This is a genomic window from Peribacillus muralis (genome assembly GCF_001645685.2).
GTDB classification, from domain to species: domain Bacteria; phylum Bacillota; class Bacilli; order Bacillales; family DSM-1321; genus Peribacillus; species Peribacillus muralis_A.
The window spans coordinates 1,313,461-1,340,211 of the sequence record NZ_CP017080.1 but is presented as its reverse complement, the minus strand read 5'-3'; the positions used below and the strand labels follow the sequence as shown (position 1 = coordinate 1,340,211).

The 26,751-nt window shown below is 42.1% G+C and carries 26 protein-coding genes, 1 tRNA gene and 2 pseudogenes; 9 read left to right on the top strand and 20 right to left on the bottom strand.

What is annotated here, in order from left to right; translation table 11 throughout:
• Positions 1-8 precede the first annotated feature (8 nt).
• The gene (locus ABE28_RS06435) at positions 9-1,694 is read right to left on the bottom strand and encodes an alpha-amylase family glycosyl hydrolase (RefSeq protein ID WP_064466533.1); all 1,686 of its coding nucleotides are present in this window, start codon (positions 1,692-1,694) and stop codon (positions 9-11) included.
• A gap of 342 nt (positions 1,695-2,036) precedes the next feature.
• On the opposite strand from ABE28_RS06435, the gene ABE28_RS06430 reads away from it, so the two are divergent.
• On the top strand, positions 2,037-3,047 hold the full coding sequence (locus ABE28_RS06430; RefSeq protein WP_156775698.1) for a LacI family DNA-binding transcriptional regulator: 1,011 nt from the start codon (positions 2,037-2,039) through the stop codon (positions 3,045-3,047).
• A gap of 101 nt (positions 3,048-3,148) precedes the next feature.
• Here ABE28_RS06430 and ABE28_RS06425 read toward each other — a convergent pair whose 3' ends face one another.
• From ABE28_RS06425 to ABE28_RS06415, 3 genes are all read right to left on the bottom strand, one after another.
• On the bottom strand, positions 3,149-4,270 hold the full coding sequence (locus tag ABE28_RS06425; protein ID WP_064466534.1) for an NADH-dependent flavin oxidoreductase: 1,122 nt from the start codon (positions 4,268-4,270) through the stop codon (positions 3,149-3,151).
• A gap of 39 nt (positions 4,271-4,309) precedes the next feature.
• A complete protein-coding gene (locus tag ABE28_RS06420; RefSeq protein WP_064466535.1) occupies positions 4,310-4,621 on the bottom strand; it encodes a hypothetical protein in 312 nt (103 codons plus the stop codon).
• A gap of 110 nt (positions 4,622-4,731) precedes the next feature.
• Positions 4,732-5,718, bottom strand: a complete 987-nt coding sequence (locus ABE28_RS06415; RefSeq protein ID WP_064466536.1) for a Gfo/Idh/MocA family protein — start codon at positions 5,716-5,718, stop codon at positions 4,732-4,734.
• Between the two features lie 205 nt (positions 5,719-5,923).
• On the opposite strand from ABE28_RS06415, the gene ABE28_RS06410 reads away from it, so the two are divergent.
• Positions 5,924-6,709, top strand: coding sequence for an SDR family oxidoreductase (locus tag ABE28_RS06410; RefSeq protein ID WP_064466537.1), 786 nt, complete (start codon positions 5,924-5,926; stop codon positions 6,707-6,709).
• Positions 6,710-6,768: 59 nt separating this feature from the next.
• Here ABE28_RS06410 and ABE28_RS06405 read toward each other — a convergent pair whose 3' ends face one another.
• Both ABE28_RS06405 and ABE28_RS06400 read right to left on the bottom strand, forming a co-directional pair.
• The gene (locus ABE28_RS06405; protein WP_156775921.1) at positions 6,769-7,995 is read right to left on the bottom strand and encodes a multidrug effflux MFS transporter; all 1,227 of its coding nucleotides are present in this window, start codon (positions 7,993-7,995) and stop codon (positions 6,769-6,771) included.
• Positions 7,996-8,388: 393 nt separating this feature from the next.
• Positions 8,389-9,363 carry a 2-hydroxyacid dehydrogenase gene (locus ABE28_RS06400; protein ID WP_064466539.1) on the bottom strand — a complete coding sequence of 325 codons (975 nt, stop codon included), beginning with the start codon at positions 9,361-9,363 and terminating at the stop codon, positions 8,389-8,391.
• A 191-nt stretch (positions 9,364-9,554) separates the two neighbouring features.
• On the opposite strand from ABE28_RS06400, the gene ABE28_RS06395 reads away from it, so the two are divergent.
• Positions 9,555-10,520: an MBL fold metallo-hydrolase gene (locus ABE28_RS06395; RefSeq protein ID WP_064466540.1), complete on the top strand. Its 966-nt coding sequence runs from the start codon at positions 9,555-9,557 to the stop codon at positions 10,518-10,520.
• Between the two features lie 53 nt (positions 10,521-10,573).
• Here the strand turns inward: ABE28_RS06395 and ABE28_RS06390 are convergent, their stop codons facing one another.
• A complete protein-coding gene (locus tag ABE28_RS06390; RefSeq protein ID WP_064466541.1) occupies positions 10,574-11,527 on the bottom strand; it encodes a TRM11 family SAM-dependent methyltransferase in 954 nt (317 codons plus the stop codon).
• A gap of 174 nt (positions 11,528-11,701) precedes the next feature.
• A complete protein-coding gene (locus ABE28_RS06385) occupies positions 11,702-12,793 on the bottom strand; it encodes a CotH kinase family protein (RefSeq protein WP_064466903.1) in 1,092 nt (363 codons plus the stop codon).
• Between the two features lie 32 nt (positions 12,794-12,825).
• Here ABE28_RS06385 and ABE28_RS26055 point away from each other — a divergent pair.
• Together ABE28_RS26055 and ABE28_RS06380 are read left to right on the top strand one after the other, a co-directional pair.
• A pseudogene (locus ABE28_RS26055) lies at positions 12,826-12,999 on the top strand (hypothetical protein); the annotation flags it as partial.
• Positions 13,000-13,021: 22 nt separating this feature from the next.
• Positions 13,022-13,345 carry a hypothetical protein gene (locus tag ABE28_RS06380; RefSeq protein ID WP_156775697.1) on the top strand — a complete coding sequence of 108 codons (324 nt, stop codon included), beginning with the start codon at positions 13,022-13,024 and terminating at the stop codon, positions 13,343-13,345.
• Positions 13,346-13,449: 104 nt separating this feature from the next.
• Here the strand turns inward: ABE28_RS06380 and ABE28_RS06375 are convergent, their stop codons facing one another.
• The 3 genes from ABE28_RS06375 to ABE28_RS06365 are packed head-to-tail and all read right to left on the bottom strand — an operon-like array spanning position 13,450 to position 16,191.
• Complete coding sequence (locus ABE28_RS06375; protein ID WP_064466543.1) at positions 13,450-13,761, bottom strand: DUF3870 domain-containing protein; 312 nt, start codon at positions 13,759-13,761, stop codon at positions 13,450-13,452.
• Positions 13,762-13,783: 22 nt separating this feature from the next.
• Positions 13,784-14,989, bottom strand: a complete 1,206-nt coding sequence (locus tag ABE28_RS06370; protein WP_064466904.1) for an acyl-CoA dehydrogenase family protein — start codon at positions 14,987-14,989, stop codon at positions 13,784-13,786.
• 14 nt (positions 14,990-15,003) lie between these two features.
• Positions 15,004-16,191, bottom strand: a complete 1,188-nt coding sequence (locus ABE28_RS06365; protein ID WP_064466544.1) for a CaiB/BaiF CoA transferase family protein — start codon at positions 16,189-16,191, stop codon at positions 15,004-15,006.
• A gap of 358 nt (positions 16,192-16,549) precedes the next feature.
• Here ABE28_RS06365 and ABE28_RS06360 point away from each other — a divergent pair, with 358 nt between their 5' ends.
• Positions 16,550-17,488 carry a DHH family phosphoesterase gene (locus ABE28_RS06360; protein WP_064466545.1) on the top strand — a complete coding sequence of 313 codons (939 nt, stop codon included), beginning with the start codon at positions 16,550-16,552 and terminating at the stop codon, positions 17,486-17,488.
• 1,038 nt (positions 17,489-18,526) lie between these two features.
• Here ABE28_RS06360 and ABE28_RS06355 read toward each other — a convergent pair.
• The 3 genes from ABE28_RS06355 to truA form a co-directional block, all read right to left on the bottom strand.
• Positions 18,527-20,629, bottom strand: coding sequence for a YhgE/Pip domain-containing protein (locus ABE28_RS06355; protein WP_064466546.1), 2,103 nt, complete (start codon positions 20,627-20,629; stop codon positions 18,527-18,529).
• 190 nt (positions 20,630-20,819) lie between these two features.
• Positions 20,820-21,344, bottom strand: a complete 525-nt coding sequence (locus tag ABE28_RS06350) for a type 1 glutamine amidotransferase domain-containing protein (protein ID WP_064466547.1) — start codon at positions 21,342-21,344, stop codon at positions 20,820-20,822.
• Positions 21,345-21,422: 78 nt separating this feature from the next.
• On the bottom strand, positions 21,423-22,160 hold the full coding sequence (gene truA, locus ABE28_RS06345) for a tRNA pseudouridine(38-40) synthase TruA (protein ID WP_064466548.1): 738 nt from the start codon (positions 22,158-22,160) through the stop codon (positions 21,423-21,425).
• Between the two features lie 235 nt (positions 22,161-22,395).
• Here truA and ABE28_RS06340 point away from each other — a divergent pair, with 235 nt between their 5' ends.
• Positions 22,396-22,701 (top strand): hypothetical protein, encoded by a 306-nt coding sequence (locus ABE28_RS06340; protein WP_064466549.1) that lies wholly within the window; start codon positions 22,396-22,398, stop codon positions 22,699-22,701.
• Positions 22,702-22,722: 21 nt separating this feature from the next.
• Positions 22,723-22,992, top strand: a pseudogene (locus tag ABE28_RS06335) (site-2 protease family protein); the annotation flags it as partial.
• Between the two features lie 266 nt (positions 22,993-23,258).
• Here the strand turns inward: ABE28_RS06335 and sigH are convergent.
• The 5 genes from sigH to ABE28_RS06315 all read right to left on the bottom strand — a co-directional run bounded on the left by sigH (position 23,259) and on the right by ABE28_RS06315 (position 25,727).
• On the bottom strand, positions 23,259-23,879 hold the full coding sequence (sigH, locus tag ABE28_RS06330) for an RNA polymerase sporulation sigma factor SigH (RefSeq protein ID WP_064466905.1): 621 nt from the start codon (positions 23,877-23,879) through the stop codon (positions 23,259-23,261).
• A 367-nt stretch (positions 23,880-24,246) separates the two neighbouring features.
• On the bottom strand, positions 24,247-24,465 hold the full coding sequence (locus tag ABE28_RS06325) for a helix-turn-helix domain-containing protein (protein WP_064466551.1): 219 nt from the start codon (positions 24,463-24,465) through the stop codon (positions 24,247-24,249).
• Positions 24,466-24,475: 10 nt separating this feature from the next.
• Complete coding sequence (locus tag ABE28_RS06320; protein ID WP_064466552.1) at positions 24,476-24,955, bottom strand: DUF2975 domain-containing protein; 480 nt, start codon at positions 24,953-24,955, stop codon at positions 24,476-24,478.
• Positions 24,956-24,994: 39 nt separating this feature from the next.
• The gene (locus tag ABE28_RS24890; RefSeq protein ID WP_156775695.1) at positions 24,995-25,168 is read right to left on the bottom strand and encodes a hypothetical protein; all 174 of its coding nucleotides are present in this window, start codon (positions 25,166-25,168) and stop codon (positions 24,995-24,997) included.
• Between the two features lie 487 nt (positions 25,169-25,655).
• Positions 25,656-25,727 (bottom strand) — tRNA-Val (locus tag ABE28_RS06315).
• Between the two features lie 207 nt (positions 25,728-25,934).
• Here ABE28_RS06315 and ABE28_RS06310 point away from each other — a divergent pair.
• Positions 25,935-26,156 (top strand): hypothetical protein, encoded by a 222-nt coding sequence (locus ABE28_RS06310; RefSeq protein ID WP_064466553.1) that lies wholly within the window; start codon positions 25,935-25,937, stop codon positions 26,154-26,156.
• A 24-nt stretch (positions 26,157-26,180) separates the two neighbouring features.
• Here the strand turns inward: ABE28_RS06310 and ABE28_RS06305 are convergent, their stop codons facing one another.
• Complete coding sequence (locus tag ABE28_RS06305; protein WP_064466554.1) at positions 26,181-26,738, bottom strand: phosphatidylglycerophosphatase A family protein; 558 nt, start codon at positions 26,736-26,738, stop codon at positions 26,181-26,183.
• Between the last annotated feature and the right edge of the window lie 13 nt (positions 26,739-26,751).

Sequence of the window (26,751 nt, the reverse complement as noted above, 5' to 3'; positions counted from 1 at the left end):
TTTGCCTCCTAGTTACTTGATTTCAACCATAGGAATTGATAAGGATCCAGTGTTACAGTATTGATGAAAATCAGGTCTTCCCCAGTCATTAAATTGATAAATTCCCCCGATAATTCGACATCAACCGGTTCATTTGCAATATTATGAATAATGGTAAGGCTTTCACGGGAGTCAGTGCCCCTCGTTAGCGCAAATATCTTTTCTCCTTTTTCCAACACTTCCATTGGCACATCCGGGTGGAATAGGTGTTCCGCTTTTCTTATCTGAATGATGTTCGTTAATTCCCGATATATCTTGCTTCGCAACGTACTAGGTTTTGTCAGCTCAGCTTCAATTTCTTCCAATCTATACTTTTGACGGTTAATGGAACGGTTCATTCCTGTTTTGGCCACACCATCATAATCATTTCTGGACCCCAATATACTTTGGATGTATATCGCTGGTACTCCCTGAAGTGATAATAAAATGGAATGTGCCGATAAAAACCGTTTCATCCTTAAGTCATCATCATCCGACCGTTTATTCAATGCGTCCAAGTATGTCACATTTATCTCATATGGACTTTGTGTGTTATCCGGATTTTTTTTATAGTTCACCTTAGCCCCTTCTTCTTTTAGTTCAGATACCAGTGCAAGAATTTCTTCTTCCGGGATGATGCCGCGAATAGGATTCAAGCCAATCCCATCGTGGGATGCAAGGAAATTGAAGAAGGTTGTTTCATCGCCCGCTGGCTGTATGTTTCTTGCCCACTGCGTAAGAGCGCTCCCATTGCCGCGATTGATCGTATATAGCACAAGCGGCGGTAGGGGAAATTGATAAACCATATGTGCTTCATCGCTTCCATTGCCGAAATATGAAATATTGTCTTCATGAGGTACATTTGTTTCCGTGATGATGACCGTTCCTTTAGCTACTTCCTCAACAATATCACGGAATAGTTTGATGATTTGGTGTGTTTTTTCAAGATGGATGCACGTACTTCCAACTTCCTTCCACATGAATCCGACCGCATCTAGCCTGATGTATTCCGCACCATGCTCAACATAGAATAATAGGACATCGATCATTTTCAATAATACAAATGGATTTTTGAAGTTCAAATCTATTTGGTCTTCACTGAACGTTGTCCAAATATATTTTTCTGTACCATCCTCCAGTTTAAACTTGGTGAGGACTGGAGTGGGTCTTGGTCTCGTTACTGCACTCAGATCTGTATCCTGGTCCATCTCCGTAAAAAAGTCAGCATATTCGGGGTTGCCTTTTATGTATTCTTTAAACCAATCACTCTTTGCCGAAATATGATTGCACACATAATCAAACATGATTCTCGTTTTCTTGGATAGTTTTTCTATATCTCCCCAATCTCCTGCTATCGGATTGACCTTTTTATAATCCATGACCGAAAAACCATCGTCTGACGAATAGGGATAAAAAGGAAGAAGATGGACAATTTCGAAATTGTCTGCCAAATAACGATCGAATACCTTCTCAAAAGTCGCCAATGTAGGCTTTCCTTCCTCTTGAAATTGATCCGAATAAGTAATTAATACAACATCTTTTTCATCCCATCTTTGTTTTCGTTCTTTATGATGTGTTTGTTTTGCTTTTAGAAGCTTCCCTCTCAGGCCAGTCCATATCTTTTGTGCTTCAGATTCCCCATATATTGCAGACAGCCTTTGTTTGATATATTCCATATACGCCTCCTCCTTGGAACCGTTTCCATAAATTGATAGATTGATATTTTGTTCGTGGTACCGCTCCCACAAACAAAATATAATACAGTAAGCGCTTTCTGTCAACGAAAACCAAAGCAGCAATTCCTGCTTTATTTATGAGTTTCGCATACAAGCTAAATCAGCTTTCTTCGCCCGCTTGCCTATCGGTTATAAAATTACTATTGCCAGCATCACGTTTCACCCATATAATTTACCCTATGAAACCGCTCTCTTTCACGTTCATGAACCAAATGTACTATGAACCTTAAAAATCAAGAAGAAAAGATCATACAGAACCATACCAGGAGGGGGGGAACATTATTGGGACACACCATTTACGATATCGCCCGTGTTGCAATGGTTTCAAAATCCACCGTATCACGAGTACTCAACAATCAAAGCAATATCTCTGAAGAATCGCGTGAGCGCGTGTTGAAAGCAATTGAGCAATTGAATTATCATCCCAGTAAATTAGCCAGGGCCCTATCCTCAGGATTTGATGCCATCATGGTGCTATCTCGTTCTACCAAGACTACCGCCAATAACCCTTTTTTCTCTGAAATTATCCATGCCATATCAACCAATGCCGAAGAACTAAACTTCGATGTGATTTTACAGACTGCAAAAAACAGCCAGGACGAGCTTCAAAAATGCATTAGAAAAATAAAAGAGAAATTCATAAAAGGGATAATTATGCTAAGTTCCCCTGCTAATGAGAACTTTTTCCAACAAATTGACCCATTCAATATTCCTATAGTGGTCATTGGCAAGGTTGAGGGAGATTATAAAAATGTTTTTTCTGTAGACACGAATAACTACATTGACAGTTATGACTTGACGCAATACTTGATCGATAAAGGACACCGTGATATTGCCTGCCTGCATTCTCCACTCGATTATCATGTATCCATCGACCGATTGGAAGGATATAAATCATGCATGAAAGCAAATGGGCTCCCACTAAAGGATGAATGGACCTTAAATAGTGGCTATACCATTGATGCCGCTTATCAGTCAGCCAAAAAAATACTGGGAAATAACCGACCTACGGCCATTTTTGCCACTGATGATCTTAAAGTGATGAGTATTTATAAGATGGCAGCGGAAAATGGAATCTCCATTCCAAAAGACCTATCGATTGTTGGTTACAGCAATTCACATTTACATCCATTCCTTTCCCCATCTCTGACTTGTAAGGAAATTCCCGTGAGGAAGCTAGGAGATGTTGCGACACAGATCCTTTTTGCAAAGATCCAGAACGCTTCGAGCCCGAACCAGCATACGATCATTCCAACTGAAAACATCATCCAAAATTCCGTAGCCGAGATGTGAATTATGGAGAGTTCAGGACGAATCTTCACAAAATGTGTTTACATCCAAAAAACCGTCCTCCATTCATTGGAGGACGGTTTTTTCACTCTTGATTTTCACGTTCAATCCACGACCGGGAGCCACCCTTTCACCCCAATTAGCTTTTCCCAAAGCGGATCGGGAATGACCAGTTCAGCTTGATCTTTTTTGGAAAGCGTCGTTCGGATTTCCATTTCTTTTCCTGACCTGATTTTTTCGATCCAATGCGGTTCCATCAGTAGTTCACGGCCAAGGGCGATAAAGGGTACACCCGTTTCCATAGCTTCAGCCACTTCATCCGGAGTGTGCAGGGCACCTACACCGACGACCGGGATACGGTTTCCCACTTTGTCGTAAATTTTAACGATTCGTGACTTGGTCCTGTCACTCTCACGGAAGGAACCATTCCAGAAATGGCCTACCGAAATATGCAGGTAATCAAGATTTTGATTCGCCAATCTATCAACAAGCTGCAGCGTATCATCCAATGTAATTCCTGGATTGCTGCCTTCTTCCGGAGATAAGCGGTAGCCGATGATAAATGGCTTGTTGGCATGCTCAGCAACTGTTTTCTCCACTTCATTCACGACTGTGAGCGGGAAAATCAACCGTTTGCCTAATGTCCCTCCCCATTTATCGGTACGTCGATTCGAGTGTGGAGAGAAGAACTGTTGGAGCAAGTATGTATTGGCGCCATGGATTTCCACACCATCAAACCCTGCTTCAATCGCCCTTCTTGTCGCTTCTCCAAATGCCCTAATAACGTCTTGTATGTCTTCTTCACTCATTTCCCTCGGTACCGGTGCATCCTCTTTCGAAGCAACGGAACTGGCTGAAACCGGTTGGTTATCAGGCAGTAATTCCGGAGGGCTTTGGCGACCGCCATGATATATTTGTAAAATCGCTTTTGACCCATTAGATTGAATCGTTTCCGCCAATTTTCTTAACGATGGAATGAAGGAATCGTCCTCTGCACTTAATTGGCCCGGAAACCCTTTGCCGCCGGCGATGACAAAAGCACACGCGGTAATCACTGCGCCAACACCTGCAGAGCGATCGGCGTAGTATGCAAGTTCCGCATCGGTCACTACCCCTTGATCATCTGAAGAATAGGTGGTCATCGGGGCCATCATGATACGGTTTTTCACTTCGACCCCTGATGAAAATTTATATGGTTGAAAGATCTTTTCGTATTTTTGATTCATGCTAATCGTCCCCCTTCAAGTTCTAATGTTGTTCTATTGTTAATGGTGATGATGATGCCCTTGCGGTTCTTTAGAAGGATTGGTGATTTCAAAGCCTTCTTCAGGTACGTAAAAATATTTAATCCAGACACCATCAAGGAATTCCTCACGTGAGTCCAGCAAAATATCAATATCTTTATCTGTTTTGACGATTTCGTCATGCTCTGTGGGTGTATCCAGCTTCATCTCATAATGAGCATGGTCTCCATGCATATGGGTGATATACACACGGACCATTTTTCCATTCGCTTCATCCGTGTTCAGCATATTATGTAAAACCTTTGCTGCATTCCGATTAATTTTGCATTTCATGTCCATTCCTCCAGCAATAAAATTGTCCATGTACTCAATTGTACCCAACTTAAGGTAATCCGTAACATCCATTTATACCCTAACTGCTTTAGTCAGTTCCGATTAGATGCTCATAATCGGTCTGCAGGGAAGACGATACCGATTTGGCGTCTTGCTTCATCCATGATTTCCATCGTTGCTAGTGAGTGGGAGAAAGAATTTATATCGGACTGCTTTTTCCCCTGCTGTATCAATTCAACGAATTCTTTCGCTTCATAATACATCGACGGCATATCCTGATTTACCGTGATATTTTCAGCCGTTCCATCGCGGTACTGGATACTTGCTGCAACAGGCCCTGAAATTTTTTGTATCAGGATACTTCCAAGTTCTCCCTGGATTTCAGTTGGCTGATCTGATTGGGTTATCTTCGAATACATGACGACTGCTTCCATATCATCGTAAGAAAGCAAGATCGAGCCCTGTCCATCAACACCTGATTCTAGCATCGTTCCTGTTGCCTGCACCTTATTAGGTTTACCGAATAGTACAACAAGTGGATACAGGACATAGATGCCCAAATCCATTAACGAACCACTTGAAAATTCGGGATTGAATGCATTCAGCACTGTGCCCTGTTTATACGAGTCATAGCGCGAGGAATATTGACAAAAGCTTGCAGTAAAGCGGCGGACTTCGCCTATTTTTCCGATATTTTCCTGGACACTTCGGAAATTAGGCATGATCGTTGATTTCATCGCTTCCATCAACAGGACCCCATTTTGTTGGGCTGCCTCGATCATTTGCTTCACTTCTCTGACATTCGAAGCCATTGGTTTTTCACATAATACATGCTTCTTACCTTGTAAAAATAATACAGCCTGCCGGCAATGATGAGAGTTGGGGCTGGCTATATAAACAGCATCGATCTCATCGCTTGCGGCCATTTCCTCCAAATTCGTAAAAATTCTCGACACTCTGTACTTCCCGGCAAATTCCTTTGCCTTCTCTTCCGTCCGTGAATATACCGCCGTCAACGATAGATCCGCTACATGCTTTGCCCCCTCCAAAAATCGTTCCGTGATCCAATTCGTACCTATTACCCCTAGTCGTATCAAAATCCTATCCCCTTTCAAGCTAACTTATTATGTACTCAATATACCGACAATTCATAAAAAAATAAAACATAATGTCCAACGACAACGGTTCAAATTGGATTTTTCAGGCAATATTCGTTTATAATTTCCTATATTACTACTGCCATGAGGTTTCTACATACTCCCTGAAGGGGAAAGAAAACTAAAAAAGGAGCGTGTGAAGTTTATGTCAGATTTAATGAAAGATAAAGTGGCCATCATTACCGGCGGAGGATCGGGAATTGGCCGGGGGGCAGCATTGAAGCTAGCTGAAAACGGCGCGAACATCATCTTTTTTGATCGAACCGTGGAAAAGGCTGAAAAGGTGAAGGCAGAGGTAGAACATCTAGGCCGGGAAGCTTTCATCATTAAAACCGATGTATCGATGCCTGAGCAAGTTGAACATGCATTCAAGGTTGCCTATGACCATTTCGGAAAAATTGACTTCGTTTTTGCCAACGCAGGCATCAACGGGGTGATTGCCCCCATTGAAGACATCAAGCCGGAAGATTGGGATCAGACGCACACCATCAACCTTAAAGGAACCTTTCTCACCATCAAATACGCCATTCCATACATGAAGGAAACGGGCGGCAGCATCGTCATCAACAGCTCCATCAATGGGAACCGTTTTTTCAAGAACTTTGGTTTTTCCGCCTATAGCTCCTCCAAAGCTGGGCAGGTCGCGTTCGGTAAAATGGCTGCCCTCGAACTGGCAAAATACAAAATCAGGGTCAATATGATTTGTCCAGGCTCAATAGATACGAATATCCACGACAACACTTTCCCTGAAGATGAAAGCTTAAAGAAAATCAGGATTCCCATCGAATATCCTCAGGGCTCTCAGCCTTTAGCCAATAAAGCCGGAACCACAGAGCAGGCTGGAGACCTTGTATTGTTTTTAGCCTCGGATATGTCGTCACACATCACCGGTACGGAGGTTTATATCGACGGGGCAGAATCCCTTTTATGATTTATGCAGCCTAAACAAAAAAAAGCTGAAATCCCATCATCGGGACTTCAGCTTTTTCCTTATCCTTCCACCTGACTTAAACCATGGCGTGCAAGCAATAAGTATGCGAGCAGGGCAATCGCATGACAACTCACCATCACAATTCCCATCGGCAGGGACGAAGCGCCTGAACCCAAGCCCACCAATGGAGCCATGAGTGACCCCAGTATGAAAGGCAGCAATCCGATCAAGGCCGATGCACTGCCTGCCGTTTTTTTCTGATTTTGCATCGCTAACGAAAAGCTCGTCGTACCGACGATGCCGACACTTGAAACCGAGAGAAATAGAGCGATTAAAATGCCTGCTAACCCGATCTCGAAAAGGACTGAGGCAATAAGGAATACCCCGCCAAACAGAGCAAGACATAATCCAATTTGAAGCAATTTTTCTTCTTTCACCCTCCCGGCCAGCTTTCCTGCCACTTGGGAAGCAATGATGATTCCCACTCCATTTATGGCAAAAATCAAGCTGAACGTCTGTGGAGAAACGCCATATATGTTCTGGAGGACAAAAGGAGAACCGGAAATATAAGCGAACATGGCAGCACTTATGAAGCCTTGAGAAAAAGCATAGCCCATAAATACACGGTCACCCACTAAATTCCCAAAAGTCCTGATTGTGTCGTTTATCCCCCCGGTACTCCTAAGATTAGGTGATAAAGTTTCCTTTATCCCGAAAAAGGCAGCAGCAACCATCAGGATACCCAATATCGCAATGACGATGAAAACGCCCCGCCAAGATGTGAACTGTAAAAGCTGTCCCCCAAACACCGGAGCCAAAATCGGCGCCGCTCCATTCACCAGCATTAACATGGAAAAGAATTTGGTCAAGTCCGTTCCCGAAAATAAATCACGGACGATCGCCCTTGATATCACAATGCCCCCCGCTCCTGCAATCCCTTGTATGAATCGTAATAATAAAAGCAATTCAATGTTTGGAGCAAAAGCACATAATAGGGATGAAAGGCCATAAACCGATAAAGATATGATTAACGGTGTGCGTCTCCCTTTCGCATCGCTTAGAGGCCCCAAATAAATTTGACCAAGTGCCAACCCTAACAAACAGGCAGTCAAACTTAGTTGTGCCAAGGACGTACTGCTTTTCAGATCGTCCGCCAGTGTGGGCAGACCAGGTAAATACATATCCAATGACAGCGGTCCAATCGCTGCAAAAGAACCTAGCATAAGAGCCAAAAGCAGTCTGTTGGATTTAGTCATTTCGTTTCCTGATGATATCGTTTCCTTCATTTCGATCATTCTTTAACCTATCCCTTCCAACTAATCGTTTTTCGCTTTCTTCATTTTACAGAAAATCGATACAATTTACGATAAGTATGCCTCCCTTGATTTCGAACCCTAAATGTGGTTCCCTCTCTCTGCCTGCATATGCAGCAAAACTACGATATTCATGACCTAAATCAAGGCTTGGGATATACTCCATTCACACATATTTTTCAGTTTCGGCCATAAAAAATGACCCCATTCGGAGTCATTTTTTATGATAACTGCCTACACTGGATTTTTCCGTCTTTCATCGCTCTTTTTACGGCCGTCTTCCGATTTTTCCGTCCATCATCGCTCCTTTTCCGGCCGTCCGCGGATTTTTCCGTCCTTCACCGCACTTTTTCCGACCTTCATGTATTATGTTTTATTCAACAATACTAAATTACGGGGGGTGTCTCCCGCCAATCCATCCGCCAGATTTTGCACGGCTAGGGCTGCCATTTTCATTCTTGTGGCTATGCTGGCACTCCCGATATGCGGTAATGTAACGACATTGGGTAATGTTAGCAGCGGGTGATCGACAGAAACGGGCTCTTCTTCAAATACGTCCAACCCTGCTGCCCAGATGTCACGATCCTTCAAGGCCTGATATAACGCTTTTTCATCGATGATTCCGCCTCTTGCCGTATTTATGAGTACACTCGTCCTCTTCATTAATTTCAGCTGCTCCTTGCCAATCATATAGGCGGTATCCGGTGTAAGCGGGAGCAAGATACACACAAAATCCGATACTTGTAGCAGCTTTTCAATGGGCAGATAATCGATGCCTAATTCCTTTTCCTGTTCATATTTACGGCTTCGATTAAAATAAACCAAGTTCATATCGAAGCCCTTCGCTCTTTTGGCAAGTGCTTCCCCTATCCTTCCCAAGCCGATGATCCCCAGCGTCGCACCGTGTACATCTTGCCCAGTCAGCTGCATCGGAGACCATGTTTCCCATTTTCCGCTTTTTAAATAATCCGCTGCCTCCATCATCCTTCTGGCCGTTGCCAGCAGTAAGCCAAAGGTTAAGTCAGCTGTCGTTTCCGTCAAAACTCCAGGTGTGTTCGTTACCATGATGCCCCGCTCCGTGGCACTGTGAACATCGATATTATTATGGCCAACTGCCATATTGGCGATGATTTTCAGGTTAACCGCCCGATTGATCAGTGACTCATCAATTTGTTCCGTCAACAAGCAAAGCAGCCCATCAACTTCCTTCACTTCTTCTTCAAGGACTTCTCTAGGTACCGGTATCTCCTCTTCGTCCCACATCCTGATATCAAAATTCCCTCTTAAACCTTCGATGATTTGTTCCGGCAATTTCCTTGTAATATAGATTTTTGGCCTCATTTAATAACCTCCTATACCGATTTATTCGTATGCCCCATAAAAAACATAATCGGACAGTTCATCCATTCATATGGGAGCTTCTTCTTGACAGTTTCCTTTCAATCAACTAATCATAGAATAACAAAGTCTCAATATTTCGTCATTTCACTAGTTTTCCAATATGTTTATCTTTAGGAGGATCCGGGACGTTCATGATAACGAATTCAGATTTTGAAATTTATCCAATCATCGCTCCAAGTGCTTTACCTTTAAAAAGCATAAACTTTTACTTAGTGAAAAGGGAAGAAGCTTTAACATTAATTGATGCAGGCATGAATGATGAAACTTGCTGGTATGCATTGCAGCGCACATTGAAGGAAAATGCTTTGAGCATCGGGGATATCACGGATATTTGGTTAACACACCATCATGGAGATCATGTTGGATTGGTCAATAAGATCACTGCGCTCCACCCGGTTCCCATATATGCCCACCCTAAAGCCGCTCCTCGCCTAAAACGCGATTCCGACTTCTTGAAGATGCGAATTGAATTTTATAAACAGCTTTACCTGGAGATGGGCTGTGGTGACCTTGGAGATAAACAGATCGCCTACCTTTTTAACGCGGTCGACCATAATAAAGATCAAAAGTTAAATGGCGACATCATCGAAATCACGGAAAAACACTTGTTTGACTTTGATGTGATTGAATTTCCCGGGCACGCTCCTGACCAAATCGCGTTCATGGACCAAAAAGGAAGGCGACTGCTTTCAGGCGATTTATTGATTGAGCATATTTCAAGTAACGCCTTGATCGAACCTGATGATGACGGCAATAGAATGCTGACTCTTGTCGATCATATTGATTCTTTGCAGCGATGTTTGGCATTACAGGTCGATCTCCTTCTGCCTGGCCACGGGAATATCATCGAACAACCAAGTCGTTTGATTGAAAAAAGGCTCAAGGGCATCGAAAGGAAATCACAAAAGATCTTGTCCATGATAGAAAGCGGTATAACTTCAGGAAATGAGCTGGCAAAGGCATTCTATAGGCAAAAGTATGTATCCCAGTTCCCGCTTGTCATGTCTGAAATCATCGGGCATTTGGATTACTTGGAGTATCAGGGAAAGGTCACGAAGAAAATCATCGGAAAAGTGGTTCATTATGAAGCGATGTAATCATCAAGAAGGCTGAAATCCTTAATGGATTTCAGCCTTCTTTTTCGGCACTCTCACACGCACAATACAACCTGTCTCGAGAAAACCCCTTTCCTCGCTACACATCGATCGGCAATTTCAAACCCTGCTTCATAAATCATTTCATCCATCGTATCAATCGTCACGACAACGACTTTGTCAGCGAACCGTCTTGCATGTTTAAGGATCGAGAGCTGATCCTCCGGAGTCGCATGGGTATATAAATTGTAGGGCATATCGATTATCGCCACATCATAATTATTCGCGACCTCTGAAATCGGGCCTGTCGTTACATCGCCTTCAAGACCAAAGTAGGCAATGTTCTCCCTTGAGCCGTCCGTAACGAGTGGATTTATATCTCGGCCAACAATATTTATCCCCATTGATAGCGCTTCTACCAATACCGTCCCAATTCCGCAGCATGGATCAATCGCCTTCACTCCATCAGGGTGCGGTACGGCTATGTTCGCAATCGCCCTCGCCACCCGTGTACTTAGGGCCGTTGAATATTCCCGCGGCTTCTTCAGATGATGGAGCCAAACTGCATCTGGCTTGACATACTCCCCAAAATACCAACGTCCGCCGAGGGGTACGATACCGAAGACCTGATCAGGATTGCGTACATCAGCCTCCGCTTGGATGTGCCAGCCAATTTCTCGTTCAATTTCTCGCTGCCCATCATAATCTATTTTTTCTTCTTCATTCAAATCATTGATTTTTACGAATAGCACTTTGAACGTTGAATCCGGCAAATGAACACCCTTTACTTGCTCAACGATATCTGGAATGCTTTCCCCTTCAAACATAATATCCACACGTCCCTTAATAAAAGGACTTCTGCTCGGATCAATTTTAATATCACTTTTCAAAATGCTTCCTGCCGTTTCAAAGCCAAAGAACGAGCGCATCTCCATTTTGGATAATGAACGTTCGTCAGGGCTGCACGTAAACGTATATATATATGCCGGTATTCGGCTATGATTAGTCAATCCATTCCCATCCTTCATTTTCTTAAGATTATATCTTTCTATCAAACATAGCCGTAATGGTATAGAAAAGCAAATGGAATCGCGCAAAAAAAATAACAGAAATGCAATTCTTCAGCACTCCTGTCGTTTTTTTCTTTGCCCAATTACACTCAACTTCTAAAGAAAATGAAATGTTCAATCCAATTTATATAATTGGCCCTTAATATACTTGGCCCGTTCTTCTATGAATTTCAGGATGGAATCAGGTTCATCATCAAAAATTGCCTTATTGTCTTTGATATATGGATCTTTTGATACATAAGGACTTATTTGATCATGCAACCCGATGATGATCGGCTTCATATGACCAACGTTAAAACGTAAGTCCATAATCTCTTTTAGCAGGCTTTGGTAACGAAGGCGAAACGCCCTTATATCAAGGATTCTCGCAGTCAATGTATTAAATCCCTCGATGCCAACATAATCCTCCTCCATCACTTCCCCATTAACATCCCTCCCCCATGTCGCATCATAATCCCACGGGATGATTTCAAACAGTCCCGTATCACCATTCCGGTACAAGGCATAGTTATGAACGAATCCATCATAGTTTTGTGTGAGAATTACGCCAGCCAGCCAGCGCAAGTACTTTTCCACATCGATATATTTTACGATTTCCCCTTCAAAATCGCCTTTGGAAATGGTATTGATTTGGATGAGCAATTGTTGTAAATACCATTCGTCTTTCACAGTTCCGCATTTTTTTTCATAGCCCATCTCCAATGACTTTTTAATCCCCTGATCCAAATCGCTCATTAAGGAAAAATTCGCATCGCCGTCCACCGCATAGAAAATGGAGCCTTCCGGAAGATTTCTTCGCTTCAAGTAATATTCATCCACGGACTCCAGCTCCAGGTATATCCCCTCATCCTTCCCGTTCAGATTCAGGCTTACGAATTGGGATTTGGGCGCCAAGGTGCCAATATCAGCAAAAAAGTCCAGCGATAATTTATTTCTCAATAACGATTTATCCTTATATTCAGCATTCAAATGAATTTCTTTGGCTCCCTTGAAGGTATGGGGTTTATAAAAAACAACATGATAGGATTTTTTCCGAAATTCCCGGATATGCGAGCCACGGTAAACAATATCAATATCGAGCTTCTTTTTGTTGATGGTTAATTTAGCAGGCAGCGGATCATTGCACCATATATCCTTGCGAAGCTCCATTAAATTTACAGGTGGAATAAACAGCTGATACAAAGGCAGCTTCTTGTCAGCATTCATATAACCCTTCCCTTTCACTTTCCTATTAAAATATGGAAAAAAAGCGAAGGATGTCACCAAAATGCACCTATTTTTTTACCGGCTGTGCGATTATCTTTAGCACATTACGTACAAGCCGCATAGTTTATCGTATGGAAAGGGGGATTATCATTATGTCAAACTTCATTCGTGATATACAAAATGCTGTGGATAAGGCGAATTCTATGGGATTGGGCGATTTCATGTTCAATGATCCACGCTCAAAAGGGCGCTCTTCACGTAAAAACAATAAAAGACGTTCTTCTGGCAGCACGAAGCGTTGCTGTAGCAAGAAACGGTCCACTTGCGGCACGAAGCGGCGCACTAGCAGGAAACAGTCAACACGGGGCACGCAAAGACGATCAAGCGGCAACAGGAAATCAACATGCTGCAAAAAAAGGAACACTTGCAGGAAACGGTGTTCATGCCACAAGCGTGGGTGCCACGGCAGCGGCAGCATTCATTTCAAGAAGAAATGGAAATGGAGCTTCTAGTTCCATGCCTTCTCATGTAATTGTGCATGAAATAGGTTGAAAGGCGAAGAGGTGCGTTCTTTAACACCTCTTTTTTTGTCACGCTTTAGCAATAAAAAAAGGATCCTGCCGACTTCATGTTTCGGCAGGATCCTTCCATTTTCCCTAATTATCGGAGACCAGTTCGAACTGTGCATACACATCCTTCAATCCTGCTTGGATGGCTTGGCCAGCCTTCCCGCGATAATGCATTTGTACACGATCGATCAATTCCCCGATACCATCTTTCAGGCAATGACCGCGCAGCAGCTGCCGAATGAATTCCCTGCCATGCTCTGTAGCGAGCGTACAGGAAGCCTCGACGATCACACCATATTTAAAGTCCAGCTCCAATGTGATCGTCAAGGAATCATATAAATTTCTCGCTGCCATCCCTTGTGGAAGTTTGGCATGCCCTGCAATAAAATAAGTGTTCATCTCTGGTCTCCTCTATCTATATTTAATATACGGATGCTTGCTCGAAAGGCCATGCAGGCAATTGCCTACGGAGCTCTTTATCCTCTCTGTAGCCAAGTGCATACTCGCCCTGCATCATCGTATGGATTTCACGGGTTCCCTCGTAAATGACCGGAGCTTTTGAATTCCGCAGAAAACGTTCGACCGGATATTCATCTGAATAGCCATAGGCACCATGGATTTGAACGGCATCATTGGCTGCTTCATTAGCTGCATTGCAGGAAATCCACTTGGCAAGGGACGTTTCCTTCGTATTCCGTTTTCCTTGATTTTTCAACGTGCCCGCTTTAAAGACCAGCAATCGGGAAATTTCCAAATTTGCCGTCATTTTGGCAATCATCTGTTGGACGAGCTGATGCCTTCCTATCTCCTTGCCGAAAGTACTGCGTTCATGGCAATACTTCAAGCTGGCTTCTAGGCTCGCTTCAATTAACCCTACAGCACCGGCGGCCACCGTAAACCGGCCGCTGTCCAAAGCCGACATGGAAATTTTAAAGCCCTCCCCTTCTTCACCAAGCCTATTCGCTGCCGGAACTTTTACATCCGTCAAAAAGACTTCCCCTGTATTTCCCGCACGAATCCCCAACTTCCCCTTAATGGCCTTGGACTCCACTCCCTCAAAAGTCCTTTCCACGATAAATGCCGTAATGCCCTTTGAGCCAAGATCATGATCAGTCTTGGCAAAAATGAGGAAATGATCGGCATAATCACAGAGGGAAATCCATGTTTTCGATCCATTTAAAATATAATGATCGCCTACACGCCTTGCTGTAGATTTCATTGCTGCTACATCAGACCCCGCATTCGGTTCAGTCAGCCCGAAAGCGCCGATCTTCGTCCCTTTGGCCTGCGGCACTAAATATTTCAATTTTTGTTCTTCCGTACCCCATTGCAGCAGGGTCATGCTATTCAGCCCTGTATGTACCGATACGGCAGTTCTGTAGGCCGTATCACCCCGCTCCAGCTCTTCGCAAACGATGGCCAAAGTATTATAATCCATTCCGACCCCGCCATACTCTTCGGGGATGCAAACGCCCATCAACTGTAATTCCGCCAGTCGTTTCAGGATATGTGGCTGAAATTGACCTTGCCTATCCCACTCTTGGATATAAGGGATGATTTCCTTATCCACGAATTTCCTGACCACTTTTTTCACACTTTGCTGTTCCTCTGTTAATTCGAAATTCATCATCCATATTCCTCCTAGATAATTTTATTTTGCTTGAATTTCTCGATTTGAACGGGATCGTATCCCATTTCAACCAAAATGGCATCGGTATGCTCCCCATACAGAGGCGGGTGCTTCCTCATCGTGACCGGCGTTTTTGATAGGTTCAATGGCGATCCGACCATTCTCAAGTCCGCAATGGTCGGATGGTCCATTGCCATAAGCATGCCTCTGGCGCTGATTTGTGGATCCTCGAACATCTCTGCTATATCATTAATTGGACCGTTCGGTATCCCAGCATCATCCAACAGCACTTTCCACTCTTTTTTTGTCTTTCTTTTCAATGAATCTTCCAAAATCGGGATTAATTCTTCCTTGTTCAGTAAACGCTTCTCATTATGCTTAAACCGTTGCTGTTCCGCTAACTCAGGACTGCCAATAACAGCCGCGAACCGACTGAATTGCTCATCATTCCCTACCGCCACGACTAGCTCTCCATCGCTTGTACGAAACGTTTGATATGGAACGATATTAGAATGCTGGTTTCCCATACGCTCTGGTGGCAGGCCATTGAATAAATAGTTACTAGCCACATTCACTAGCGAAGAAACCTGACAGTCCATTAACGAAATATCAATTTCCTGCCCTTGCCCCGATTCATTCCGATGATGCAGGGCTGATAAAATGCCGATGCATGTATACAAGCCCGTCAAGATATCGGCTATGGCCACACCGACTTTCACGGGCTCTCCACCCTTCTCTCCGGTGATGCTCATCAACCCGCTCATCGCCTGAATGATATAATCATAGCCCGGCAAATCTTTATAAGGGCCTGTTAAGCCAAACCCCGTAATCGAGGCCATGATCAGTTGTGGATTGAATTCCTTTAAATCTTCATAACCTAACCCCATTTTTTCCAACGTACCGGTCTTGAAATTTTGAATCACTATGTCCCCGGATGAGACCAACTCTCGAAATATCTCTTTTCCTTGCTCAGACTTTAAATTCAATGTCATGCTTTGCTTATTTCGATTGGCGCATAAATAGTAGGCACTTTCCCCCTGGGCGAACGGAGGGCCCCAGCCTCTCGTTTCATCACCTGATTGATGATGTTCAATTTTAATCACTTCCGCTCCCAAATCACCCAGAATCATCGAACAAAACGGCCCTGCCAAAACCCGGGATACATCGATGATCCTGACTCCTTCCAAAGCTCCGCTCATACCTTCACCCCTTTCAAATACCGAAATACACAAAAAGAGCCAGTAAAACAAACAATGTCATCACATTGAACGTTTCACTGACTCTTATCCACGCACTGTCCTCCTGCAAAGGAAGATCAAGTGAACCAAGTCAATTTTTATGAATTCCAGTTTTATGTCAAGCCGGCCATGCAGCAAGGTATGCAGCTTGCTGTCCTCGGTTTGGTAAATTAAGTATAAGCTAATTATTCGAATCTTTCAACAATAATGTTTTCTAATATTTCCGGAAGACGCATGGTGAAGCTTATTCGAATTGCCTTTATCCTTGATGCATGTGATGATACTGATAGGAACGAAAGCATTATAGGGAGATGGTAAAATGGAAAAGATAAAAAAAGAAATAGTGGAAACCATCAAGAAATATTCGACCATCATCATTCATCGCCATGTCAATCCGGACCCGGATGCCCTCGGTTCACAAGTCGGATTACAGCACTTTCTGAAACAGTCCTTCCCGTCAAAGGAAATCTTTGCAGTAGGTGAGGAGGTCGATAAACTTAATTTCATCGGTAAAATGGATGTCATCCCCGATAAAAAATATCAAGGCTCCTTAGTGATAGTTTGTGACACTGCCAATCTTTCAAGAATTAGTGATTCCCGCTTTTGTTTAGGTGAAAAGCTGATTAAAATCGACCATCACCACGATTACGAGCCATTTGGCGACCTCTCTTGGGTTGACGCTTCCTATAGTTCTGCAAGTGAAATGCTTACGGATTTGTGCTTGGAATTTCCAGATGATTTTGCGATGAATAAAGAAACGGCTAAATCCTTTTATACAGGGATACTTAGTGATACTGGTAATTTCATGAATGGAAATATCACTCCACGGACATTAAAAGTGGTTTCACGCTTACGAGCTTATGATTTTCAACCGGAGCGCATCCATAACTTCCTCCAGGTAAAGTCGAAAAACTCTTCCAGGCTTCAAAAAGACATTCTCATGAGCTTCAAGGTAACGGATAAAGGAGTTGCTTACTTCATCATTACCGAGGATTTGCTGAAATTATATAACATAGACCGAAACGAAGCTTCGAATTTGATTAATACGCTATCAACTGTCAGAGCGAACAAGATCTGGGCTTTTTTCATTGAATATCCTGCCAACATCCGTGTCAGGATTCGTTCACGGAATACCCCCATCGACTCAGTGGCACGCCAATTCAATGGCGGAGGGCATCCATTTGCTTCCGGTGCTTCCATCTATTCGTGGGAAGAGGTAGATCAGGTAATCCAAGCATTGGACAAAGTCTGTCCATAACAGGGAGCCCCTACCACGTCGTGCTTGTATATTCCTTGGACTGGATTAATTCGGCCTATACTGGGATTCATTCATCCCACGTTGGATTTTTCCGACCTGGATTCGATTAATCCGGTCTGAACTGCTATTAATTCGACCTACATTGGAGTATTTCGTCCTTGTTTCGATTTATCCGGCCTCGACTGCTATTAATTCGACCTACATTGAATTTTCCCGACCTTGTTTCGATTAATCCGGCCTTGACTGCTATTAATTCGGCCTACATTGGAGTATTTCGTCCTTGTTTCGATTATTTCGGCCTTGACTGGTATTATTCGGCCTACATTGAATTTTCCCGACCTTGTTTCGATTAATCCGGCCTTGACTGCTATTAATTCGACCTACATTGGATTTTTTCGTCCTTGTTTCGATTAATTCGGCCTATACTGGGATTAATTCGACCTACATTGAATTTTCCCGACCTTGTTTCGATTAATCCGGCCTTGACTGCTATTAATTCATCCCACGTTGGATTTTTTCGTCCTTGTTTCGATTATTTCGGCCTATACTGGGATTAATTCGGCCTACATTGAATTTTCCCGACCTTGTTTCGATTAATCCGGCCTTGACTGCTATTAATTCGGCCTACATTGGAGTATTTCGTCCTTGTTTCGATTATTTCGGCCTTGACTGGTATTATTCGGCCTACATTGGAGTATTTCGTCCTTGTTTCGATTATTTCGGCCTTGACTGCTATTAATTCGGCCTACATTGGAGTATTTCGTCCTTGTTTCGATTAATCCGGCCTTGACTGCTATTAATTCGGCCTACATTGGAGTATTTCGTCCTTGTTTCGATTAATCCGGCCTTGACTGCTATTAATTCGGCCTACATTGGAGTATTTCGTCCTTGTTTCGATTAATCCGGCCTTGACTGCTATTAATTCGGCCTACATTGGAGTATTTCGTCCTTGTTTCGATTATTTCGGCCTTGACTGGTATTATTCGGCCTTTACATTGGTCGAGAAAATTCTTTACAAGCCTGCACCTTTCAATGCACCTAGAAAATCCTGCTTCCATATAGTTTATCCTTCATCTTTTGCGTTCTTTCGTGCAATGGCTTTTTCAAAATGATGCCGAAGCCGATCGTCAGTAATAAATAGATGAATAAGATGAATATATCCTTGCCAGCTACACTCCAGGTTATCCCCCCAACCGATTCACGAAGTAAGCTGACGGCATAGGTGAAAGGCAGAAAAGGGTTGATATGTTGAAAAAACGGCGGTGTTACTTGAATGGGGAAAGTGCCTCCCGAACCTGATATTTGAAGCACCATCAGGACTACGCTAATCCCTTTCCCGACATTCCCCAGAACCGAGACGAAGGTATAGACCATCAATGTAAATACCGTACTTATCAAGATGGAAAACATGACGTACTCGAATTTATCCACTGCATATACATCAATCAGGAAAAGGTTTCCGATGGAAACGGCTAAAGACTGCATCAAACCAATGATGAAGAATATGAGGTATCTGCCGATATAAATTTGATATGGACTGTAGTTTTTTTGCGAGACGCTCACGCTAAGCATGGAAATCAGTATGGTCCCGCCCACCCATAAGGACAGTGCCGTGAAGAAGGGGGACATGGCAGACCCATAATTCGGAATGGGAAATAAACTATGTTTATTGAGCAGTACCGGCTCCGAGAAAAATTCACTTTCTTGTTCAATATCATTCCTTAGGAAATTAATGACTTCCTTCATATTGTAAGACTTATCGATTTCTCTCATTTTAGAAGCGAGCGCCTTGATTTTTGCTTGGATTTCCGGAAACTTTTCCTGTAACTTATCGATATCTCCCTTGTGGTCCGCCAACTTTCCATTGGTCTCATTCAATAATCCCTTCACTTCAGGAAGAACCTGACTGCCTTCCTCAAGCGTAAGTTTGGCTTTTTGTAAAATGGAATTCGCTTCCATCCAGATTTCATCGATTTTTGATCCTGTATCATTGGAAAAGGTAGCCTGGAGGCTTTCCAAGACTTGATCATTATTATCACCAAGAACTCTAAGTGAATCGAAAGAATGGTCATTCAGCGCTTGAAGCTGGCCGGAAGCATTATCACGTAAACCATCCACTAGCTTTATTTCTGGCTGAAGCCGGTCTTTTTCGCTAAATTGATTAACACTCACCAATAAGTCAAACATGCTGTCCAAAAGGTAGAGTTCTTTATTTATTTGCGTTCTGCCTTGTTCAACTAACTGATTTACCTCATCGCTAGTCAAATCCTGATCTGTTACCCTACTCGCAAGCACTAAGATCGTTTCATTATCGCTCCTCATTTTCGCAATATCATTTTTCAAGAGTGGATGGATTTCTTCGAACGCCTGCTTGGTTGAGTCTACATAACCAGAAACGCCAGATACCAATTCATCTTTCTGCGATGTTATCCCTTGTATCGATTCCAAGCCTTCATTGACCTTGTTAATGATTTCTTCTGCCCTCTTTACGTGTGTTTGTACGATTTTCAGATTTTGTTCAAGCTCTGGAAGTTCTCCCTCCAATAAATACACCATATTCTTCATCTTCTGAATGGTCGGCAATTCATTTTGCAACGTGATGCCCAATTCATTAAAGATTTCCAGGATACTGCCACTAGCCGACTTAACAAAGCTTTTGCTTACATTATCGACGATGGTGTTAGCTCCTGCTGCTGTAATTTTAGGGGCGATGGAATTGATTTTTTCATTAACATAGTAATCAATCTCCGCTTTCATAGGTTCATCGGTCATGATGGTCGCAATATGCTCGGAAAAATTTTCAGGGATGACGATCGTTGCGTAATAATCCCCTTTCTTCACCTTTGCAACGGCATTCTTTTCCGATGTGAATCTCCAGCCTAAATCCTTATTCCCCTTTAACCCCTCTATGACTTCATTGCCTAAGTTAACCGATTTACCATTCAACTCGGCACCTTTATCATTATTGGAAACCCCTACAAGAATTCCTTCCGTGTTTCCATAAGGATCCCAAGAGGCGACAATATTGAACCACGCATAAATGGACGGGATGAGCATCAGGAAAACAAGCACGATGCAAACAAAGAAATTTTTATAAATGCTTTTTAAATCGTCCACGAATATCTCCCGAATATTTCTCAAAATATACCCCCGTGCATAAGTATTTTGATACTATTATTCGGAAAACCTTCATATTCGATACTAAGTAAACATATCCATGTATTTTCATTTCACGTATGTTGGTCGTTGCATGAACATTAGGACTTTTCATAAAGAAAAAAACTGAAGGCAAACCCCCTTTTCCTCGGGTTTGCCTTCAGTTTGAATTCGATCAACGTTGTTCTATCACGGTTATCAATTCCCTTAAGTAATCCGGCAGATCAGGCGGGCGTCTGCTTGATACAAGGTTTCCATCGACGACGACAGCTTCGTCAATCCATGTAGCTCCGGCATTTTCCATATCATCCTTGATGCCAGGCGTACTTGTTACTTTCTTGCCAGCTAAGATTTTTGCTGAGATTAACACCCAGCCCGCATGACAAATTTGCCCGATCGGTTTTTTCGTTTCTTCCATGCTTTGGATAAGTGAAATCACTTCAGGGAACCGGCGAATTTTGTCAGGGGCCCAACCGCCCGGTACGAGAATCGCATCATAATCTTCCGCTTTAATGCTCCCATACGCATAATCGGATACGGCGGGTACACCATATTTCCCCATGTATGTTTCATTCGCCTTCTCTCCAGCAAGATGAACGGTCGCACCCTCTTCTTTCAATCGTAGGATCGGGTACCAAAGCTCTAAATCCTCAAAATCATGGTGCACAAGACTGATAATTTTCTTTCCAGCTAATCTCATGAAAACCTCCCCTTCCTTCGTGCTGTTCAACTTTATCATTCTTCCCTGTTTCTTCGATTTTTTAACAACGTATTCGGTCTAAAAATCAACCTTCACCAAATACAACCCGGCTGCATCAGCCATACGGCCCGTTTGGATTCTTTCTTTCGACTCCAGAATGCCCGGGATTTGCTCAGCGTCAATTTCACCCAGCCCGACCTCTATCAGCGTCCCGACCATTTTCCTAACCATATTATAAAGAAAACCATCCCCACGCACACTAATTTCGATGAAGCCGGCATTTTCCTCGATATCAATAACATATATTTCACGCACCATTGATTTCTTCTTGGACTTTGCATTCGAAAAAGCAGTAAAATCATGCGCACCGATAAAATATTGACACGCTCTTTTCATTTTTTCTATATCCAGCTTTTCCTCAACATGCATACTGTACTTCCTCATGAACGGATTCGTATATCGCTCGTTCCAGATCTTATACAAATAGGTCTTGTCCTTAGCATTATAACGGGCATGAAAACGATCAGGAACTAACATAACCTCTGTGATGCTGATATCTTGGGGCAAATATCTATTCAAATAGTTCATAATTTCAGCTTCCGTCAACTTTCCATCAATCTTGAAATTGGCAATCTGGGCAAAAGCATGGACACCGGCATCCGTTCTGCTGCATCCGATGATTTCTATCTTCTTCCCTGCCATTTCCGTCAATACATTTTCTATTTTCCCCTGAATCGTATCATCACTATCGCCGAGCCGTTGCCAGCCTCTATAGCGTCCGCCATCATATTGAATGGTCAGCTTGTAATTGTTCATCGGTTCCTCCTACTGTAAAGCTATCCAGACAAAAAACCTATAAAATATAAGCCCCCCATACACGCCTGCTGTATGAGGGAACATATGATTTTTCCTTAGAAACGCTTTTTTACATATTTAATTTGTCATAAAAATCAAAATCAAAAGTCCAAGAACACTTATAAAACTGGGACATGATGTGCTCCCCATCAAAGTGACATGCACTTCTGCATAGTGTACCAAAGTGGCTGAAGTCATGCAACGAACGACATCATCACCTACTGTCTTTGTGCGTCTTTACAGAAAACCAAATATACAAAAAAAGAGCCCAAATCCAGCCTATAGTCCTTCTTTTACAGGGACTAATTCATTACCTTCCGAATCATCAACAGCTTTGAAAATAATGTATAGCTTGAAAGCTGATATTTTAGAAAAAATCGCCAAAAAGGTAAAGAAACAATACGATAAAATAAAGATATTAAAAGAGGTTGAATCAATAAAGGTGGCACCTGTTTCCCCTTTACTATCAGGAGGGCATTTTGGAAGAATCCAAATCGATTAAGGATGGTTAAGTTTTGGGGCGATCGGGTTATTTTTCCTAGGAAGTTGTTTGCACTATTGAAAATAGCAAAGGTGGGATCCCAGATTTCTATTTTCGTTTCATTAGGAGCGTATGCCTACATCCATGAAATGGGACATTTATTTGCTGCTAGGAGAATAGGCATCAAAACAGCCAATGCCATTTTCATCCCGTTTGTCGGAGCATTAATTATCCTTAAAGAAGAACGCTAACCAAGAAGCTTACCTTGCTTTCGGAGGTCCTTTATTGGGTACGTTACCCCTTTTCCTCCTATTATTGCTTCAGTATAACAAGCTTGTATGCAGGTGATTTCATGGAACAATATAAACTACATAACCGTAATACATCATAAAAGGGGACTTCATTTATGACTGTCCCCTTACACTGTCCAGTTAAAAGATTGAATCCTTGGCAGTTGCTGCCCTGTGAGGGATTTCATGTTACTCAAACGTTAACTGTATAGAATAAAGGTAAAGAAAAGCTGATTGCTCAAAAAAGGAAAAAGGACGAAGGCCTCCATCCTGTTTCCTTCGGTTCCATTATACGACCCGTTCTCTATTGTCTAGATATTTCCCAAGTTTCTTTTTCGTTCTTTGCAGGGCATTATCTATAGATTTAACATGAATGTCCAGTTTCAATGAAATTTCTTGATACGTTTCACCATCCATATAAAGAGCTAATACGGTCTTTTCTAAATCGCTAAGGATTTCCGACATTTTCAAGTCGATATCAATGGCTTTTTCCCTGTCGATGAGTAAGGTTATCGGGTCCATTACTTTGCTTGGTAGTTTATCAATCAGTGTATATTCCGAATCATCATCATAAATAGGTTTGTCCAAAGAGATATAGGAGTTTAAGGGAGTGTGTTTCTGGCGGGAGGCTGTTTTAATTGCTGTTATGATTTGTCTTTTTATACAAAGCTCGGCAAAGCTCTTGAATGAATTCTGTTTGTCCGATTTAAAATCACGGATGGCTTTGTAAAGACCAATCATACCTTCCTGAAAAATATCCTCTTTTTCCGCTCCAACCAAAAAATATTGCCTGGCTTTAGCTTGAACTAAACCTCGGTATTTTCTTATCAAATATTCATATGAATCGATATCACCCTTACGCACTAATTCCAGTATGGATATGTCATCATATAATGAAAATCCGCTCATTTTGTCTAAAGTCTGTCTCACTTATATCCCTCCATCTCATGCTTAGCCTTCAAAGTTGTCCCAAATGGTTCTAAATATATACTATCCTATATTTCCCACTAAAGATATTAACAATTTCCGACGATTCTCAACATTTAAATTATAAATGAAAACAAAACCTATCAGATTAGAGCAAGGATTAAGAGAAAATGTTGTGGTTTGTAATATAATTGCTAGTTTTGGAGCTTTATTGTTAGCTGCTATATACCTTTTAATAAAATACAAAAAAAAGAAAGGAGATGCCCCCGAAATCATTGAAAATGACTTTGGGGGCACCTCTTTAATTCTGTATAGATTCTCGCTGGACACTGGAATTTGTTATCTGTTTTTATTGAGTGCCCTCATCGCTTGTGTACTCCAAAATATCACCCGGCTGACAATCCAAATGCTTACAAATCGCATCTAATGTTGAAAAACGAACCGCTTTCGCTTTCCCATTTTTCAGGATGGACAGATTCGCCATGGTGATTCCAACCCTCTCAGAAAGCTCCGTTACGCTCATTTTCCGTTTCGCTAGCATCACATCAATATTAATGATAATTGCCATATACTCCACCTCAGACCGTCAAATCATTTTCTGATTTAATGTTAATCGCTTCTTGTAAGAGCCGTTGGAGGATAGCAGCAAAAACAGCAATGACCAGCGAAGCAAAAATGATGATGAATCCCATTAATCCAATGGGAGGATCAACCTTCTTCGCTATAAAATGAAAGAGTGGCAAACCTAATACATACAAACCACAGATTGTAATCGCACAGCACTTTATCTTCTTTAACGCCTTTACAGATAATTCCGAGAACGCTGTGTTCTGGTCAATGTAGCGTAAAAGATTGAAAGCCTGATAAAGAGCAAAATAAAAAGGCACAGCTGCTCCATACATCACGATGAAAACGAGATATTTCATCAAGGAAATATCGGGATACAATTTTGCTGCGAAATTGCCTATATGGGGCGCTAAAAATATGCACAATGCAAGAACCGGGATTGCTATCATAAAAACAGCTAGCTTTAAAAAGAGTGTCGTAACTTGTTTCATAAAAAATACCTCTTTAAATAATTTTCTTCAAACCGTTAATCATTTTTCCACTTTAATATTCGAGACTTTTTTAAATGGATTTAGAAGTGCATCCACAATGGCTGCGATGATACTTGCTGCTAAAATACCTTGATATAGGACCTGCTGGATCGTATGGTAACAATCTCCTTTAAGCTTTGCATCTTTGATGGCTTCCTCAACCATTAGATACATAAAGCAAGCCTCGCAATTCCAACAATCATTTAATTTCATAATAAGTGACTTTACCACGAAGTTTATTGTTTTACAATAAATTAATATTGTTCTTAACAATATTTTTATTGCTATACCCTTTTAGTTAACACAAAAATAAGAACATTTCTCATAATATAGAAATGCTCTTATTTCATATAGTAAAATTACTACTTATTCAACAAAACTTCCCCATGGTTTAATAAAGGATGTATGAAATTTTATAATGAATTTTATGGCAAATAAATCGTCTTGAAAGCAATCCTTAACATAGCACATGAGCGTTTATTTCATCGTTAGCTGAATAAGCATAAGCTTTACCTACGTTTTTGAAATATTAATCATTGACCTAGTACGTTTAAATCCTTCTCTATCCGCCACCGATTAAGTAAATAATGACCTATATCTTTAAATACAAAAAAAGGCCCAAATCCTTGTGATATCAAGAATTTGAGCCTTTGTTAGTTGATGACCTGTGAGGGATTCGAACCCACGACCCCTTCCCTGTCAAGGAAGTGCTCTCCCACTGAGCTAACAAGTCGTATGTATATGCTTGCGTGTGAATTACTTAAGCACATAACTTATTATAAGTTTTTTTGGCAAAAAGTCAACGCATTATATTAAAAAAGTTTTAATTTTATTTCTTTTTCGGCGAAAGCGAACGAACGTTCTTTTTTAACTTGCATAAAAAACATACGTTCGCATATAATGATAAAAACCAAGTAAGTCAGCAAAGGGGCGATCGAGAGTGAAATATATACTTCGTAAGCATATGGAAGAAAAAGTTCCTCTGGAGATCATTTACCTCTCCGAGCAAGGTAAGATTACGCAGCGAAAGATCCAGGTGCTTGAAATATATCCTGGCCATATTCACGCTTTCTGTTTTCTGAGGCAGACAAAACGGACGTTTAAAATGAATAATATCCTTTCTGCCCGCCTCATCAAGGCCAAATATGATCAATCCGGATGAGTCTTTATGACCAATAAGATATTTTCATCCGATTAACTCTTCTTCTTCCTGAATGTCCTTTTCCCGTTCTGTCAATGATTCTTCATCATCCCTCAGGCGATGGGCCAATCTTGAGGCGGCACTCGCAGCAATGCTTGCTACGATATCATCCAGGAAGGTGTGGACCACGCCTTCCTGCTTCTTATCAAGCTCGTGGATGACGCCTATTTTATTTTTATCCAGATGGCCGAAGGTCGTGACAGCAATGCTTCCATATCCGAGTACTGCACCAAAGGCGATGGTTTCATCGACTCCGAATAAGCCTTCATCGGATTCGACAATAGATTGAAGAGGTTCGGAGAGCTTCTTTTGCTCTGCAAGTTTATCAAGCTCCACACCGACTAAAATGGCATGCTGAATTTCCCGCTTCAATAGGACACGCTCGACGCTGCGGATGCATTCCTCCAATTTCAGGTCAGCTTTGTAAGGAATCTGCAATTCGTAAACGATCTTTGCAATATCCTCCACACTGACGCCGCGCTCCAATAAAAGCCGCTTGGCCGCCTTTGTTACTTCCCTGCTGTGCACTTGTACATCTGCCATTTAATTCGCCACC

Bases quoted from the DNA above. Each gene is read 5' to 3' on its own strand.
- ABE28_RS06360 (WP_064466545.1), top strand. From the start codon at position 16,550: ATGGAAAAGATAAAAAAAGAAATAGTGGAAACCATCAAGAAATATTCG.
- ABE28_RS06325 (WP_064466551.1), bottom strand. From the start codon at position 24,465: ATGGCAATTATCATTAATATTGATGTGATGCTAGCGAAACGGAAAATG.
- ABE28_RS06340 (WP_064466549.1), top strand. From the start codon at position 22,396: ATGCAACGAACGACATCATCACCTACTGTCTTTGTGCGTCTTTACAGA.
- ABE28_RS06435 (WP_064466533.1), bottom strand. From the start codon at position 1,694: ATGGAATATATCAAACAAAGGCTGTCTGCAATATATGGGGAATCTGAA.
- ABE28_RS06320 (WP_064466552.1), bottom strand. From the start codon at position 24,955: ATGAAACAAGTTACGACACTCTTTTTAAAGCTAGCTGTTTTTATGATA.
- ABE28_RS06350 (WP_064466547.1), bottom strand. From the start codon at position 21,344: ATGAGATTAGCTGGAAAGAAAATTATCAGTCTTGTGCACCATGATTTT.
- ABE28_RS06410 (WP_064466537.1), top strand. From the start codon at position 5,924: ATGTCAGATTTAATGAAAGATAAAGTGGCCATCATTACCGGCGGAGGA.
- truA (WP_064466548.1), bottom strand. From the start codon at position 22,160: ATGAACAATTACAAGCTGACCATTCAATATGATGGCGGACGCTATAGA.
- ABE28_RS06305 (WP_064466554.1), bottom strand. From the start codon at position 26,738: ATGGCAGATGTACAAGTGCACAGCAGGGAAGTAACAAAGGCGGCCAAG.
- ABE28_RS06380 (WP_156775697.1), top strand. From the start codon at position 13,022: ATGATCCACGCTCAAAAGGGCGCTCTTCACGTAAAAACAATAAAAGAC.
- ABE28_RS06385 (WP_064466903.1), bottom strand. From the start codon at position 12,793: ATGAATGCTGACAAGAAGCTGCCTTTGTATCAGCTGTTTATTCCACCT.
- sigH (WP_064466905.1), bottom strand. From the start codon at position 23,879: ATGAGCGGATTTTCATTATATGATGACATATCCATACTGGAATTAGTG.
- ABE28_RS24890 (WP_156775695.1), bottom strand. From the start codon at position 25,168: ATGTATCTAATGGTTGAGGAAGCCATCAAAGATGCAAAGCTTAAAGGA.
- ABE28_RS06370 (WP_064466904.1), bottom strand. From the start codon at position 14,989: ATGAATTTCGAATTAACAGAGGAACAGCAAAGTGTGAAAAAAGTGGTC.
- ABE28_RS06375 (WP_064466543.1), bottom strand. From the start codon at position 13,761: ATGAACACTTATTTTATTGCAGGGCATGCCAAACTTCCACAAGGGATG.
- ABE28_RS06395 (WP_064466540.1), top strand. From the start codon at position 9,555: ATGATAACGAATTCAGATTTTGAAATTTATCCAATCATCGCTCCAAGT.
- ABE28_RS06365 (WP_064466544.1), bottom strand. From the start codon at position 16,191: ATGAGCGGAGCTTTGGAAGGAGTCAGGATCATCGATGTATCCCGGGTT.
- ABE28_RS06425 (WP_064466534.1), bottom strand. From the start codon at position 4,270: ATGAATCAAAAATACGAAAAGATCTTTCAACCATATAAATTTTCATCA.
- ABE28_RS06400 (WP_064466539.1), bottom strand. From the start codon at position 9,363: ATGAGGCCAAAAATCTATATTACAAGGAAATTGCCGGAACAAATCATC.
- ABE28_RS06405 (WP_156775921.1), bottom strand. From the start codon at position 7,995: ATGAAGGAAACGATATCATCAGGAAACGAAATGACTAAATCCAACAGA.
- ABE28_RS06420 (WP_064466535.1), bottom strand. From the start codon at position 4,621: ATGAAATGCAAAATTAATCGGAATGCAGCAAAGGTTTTACATAATATG.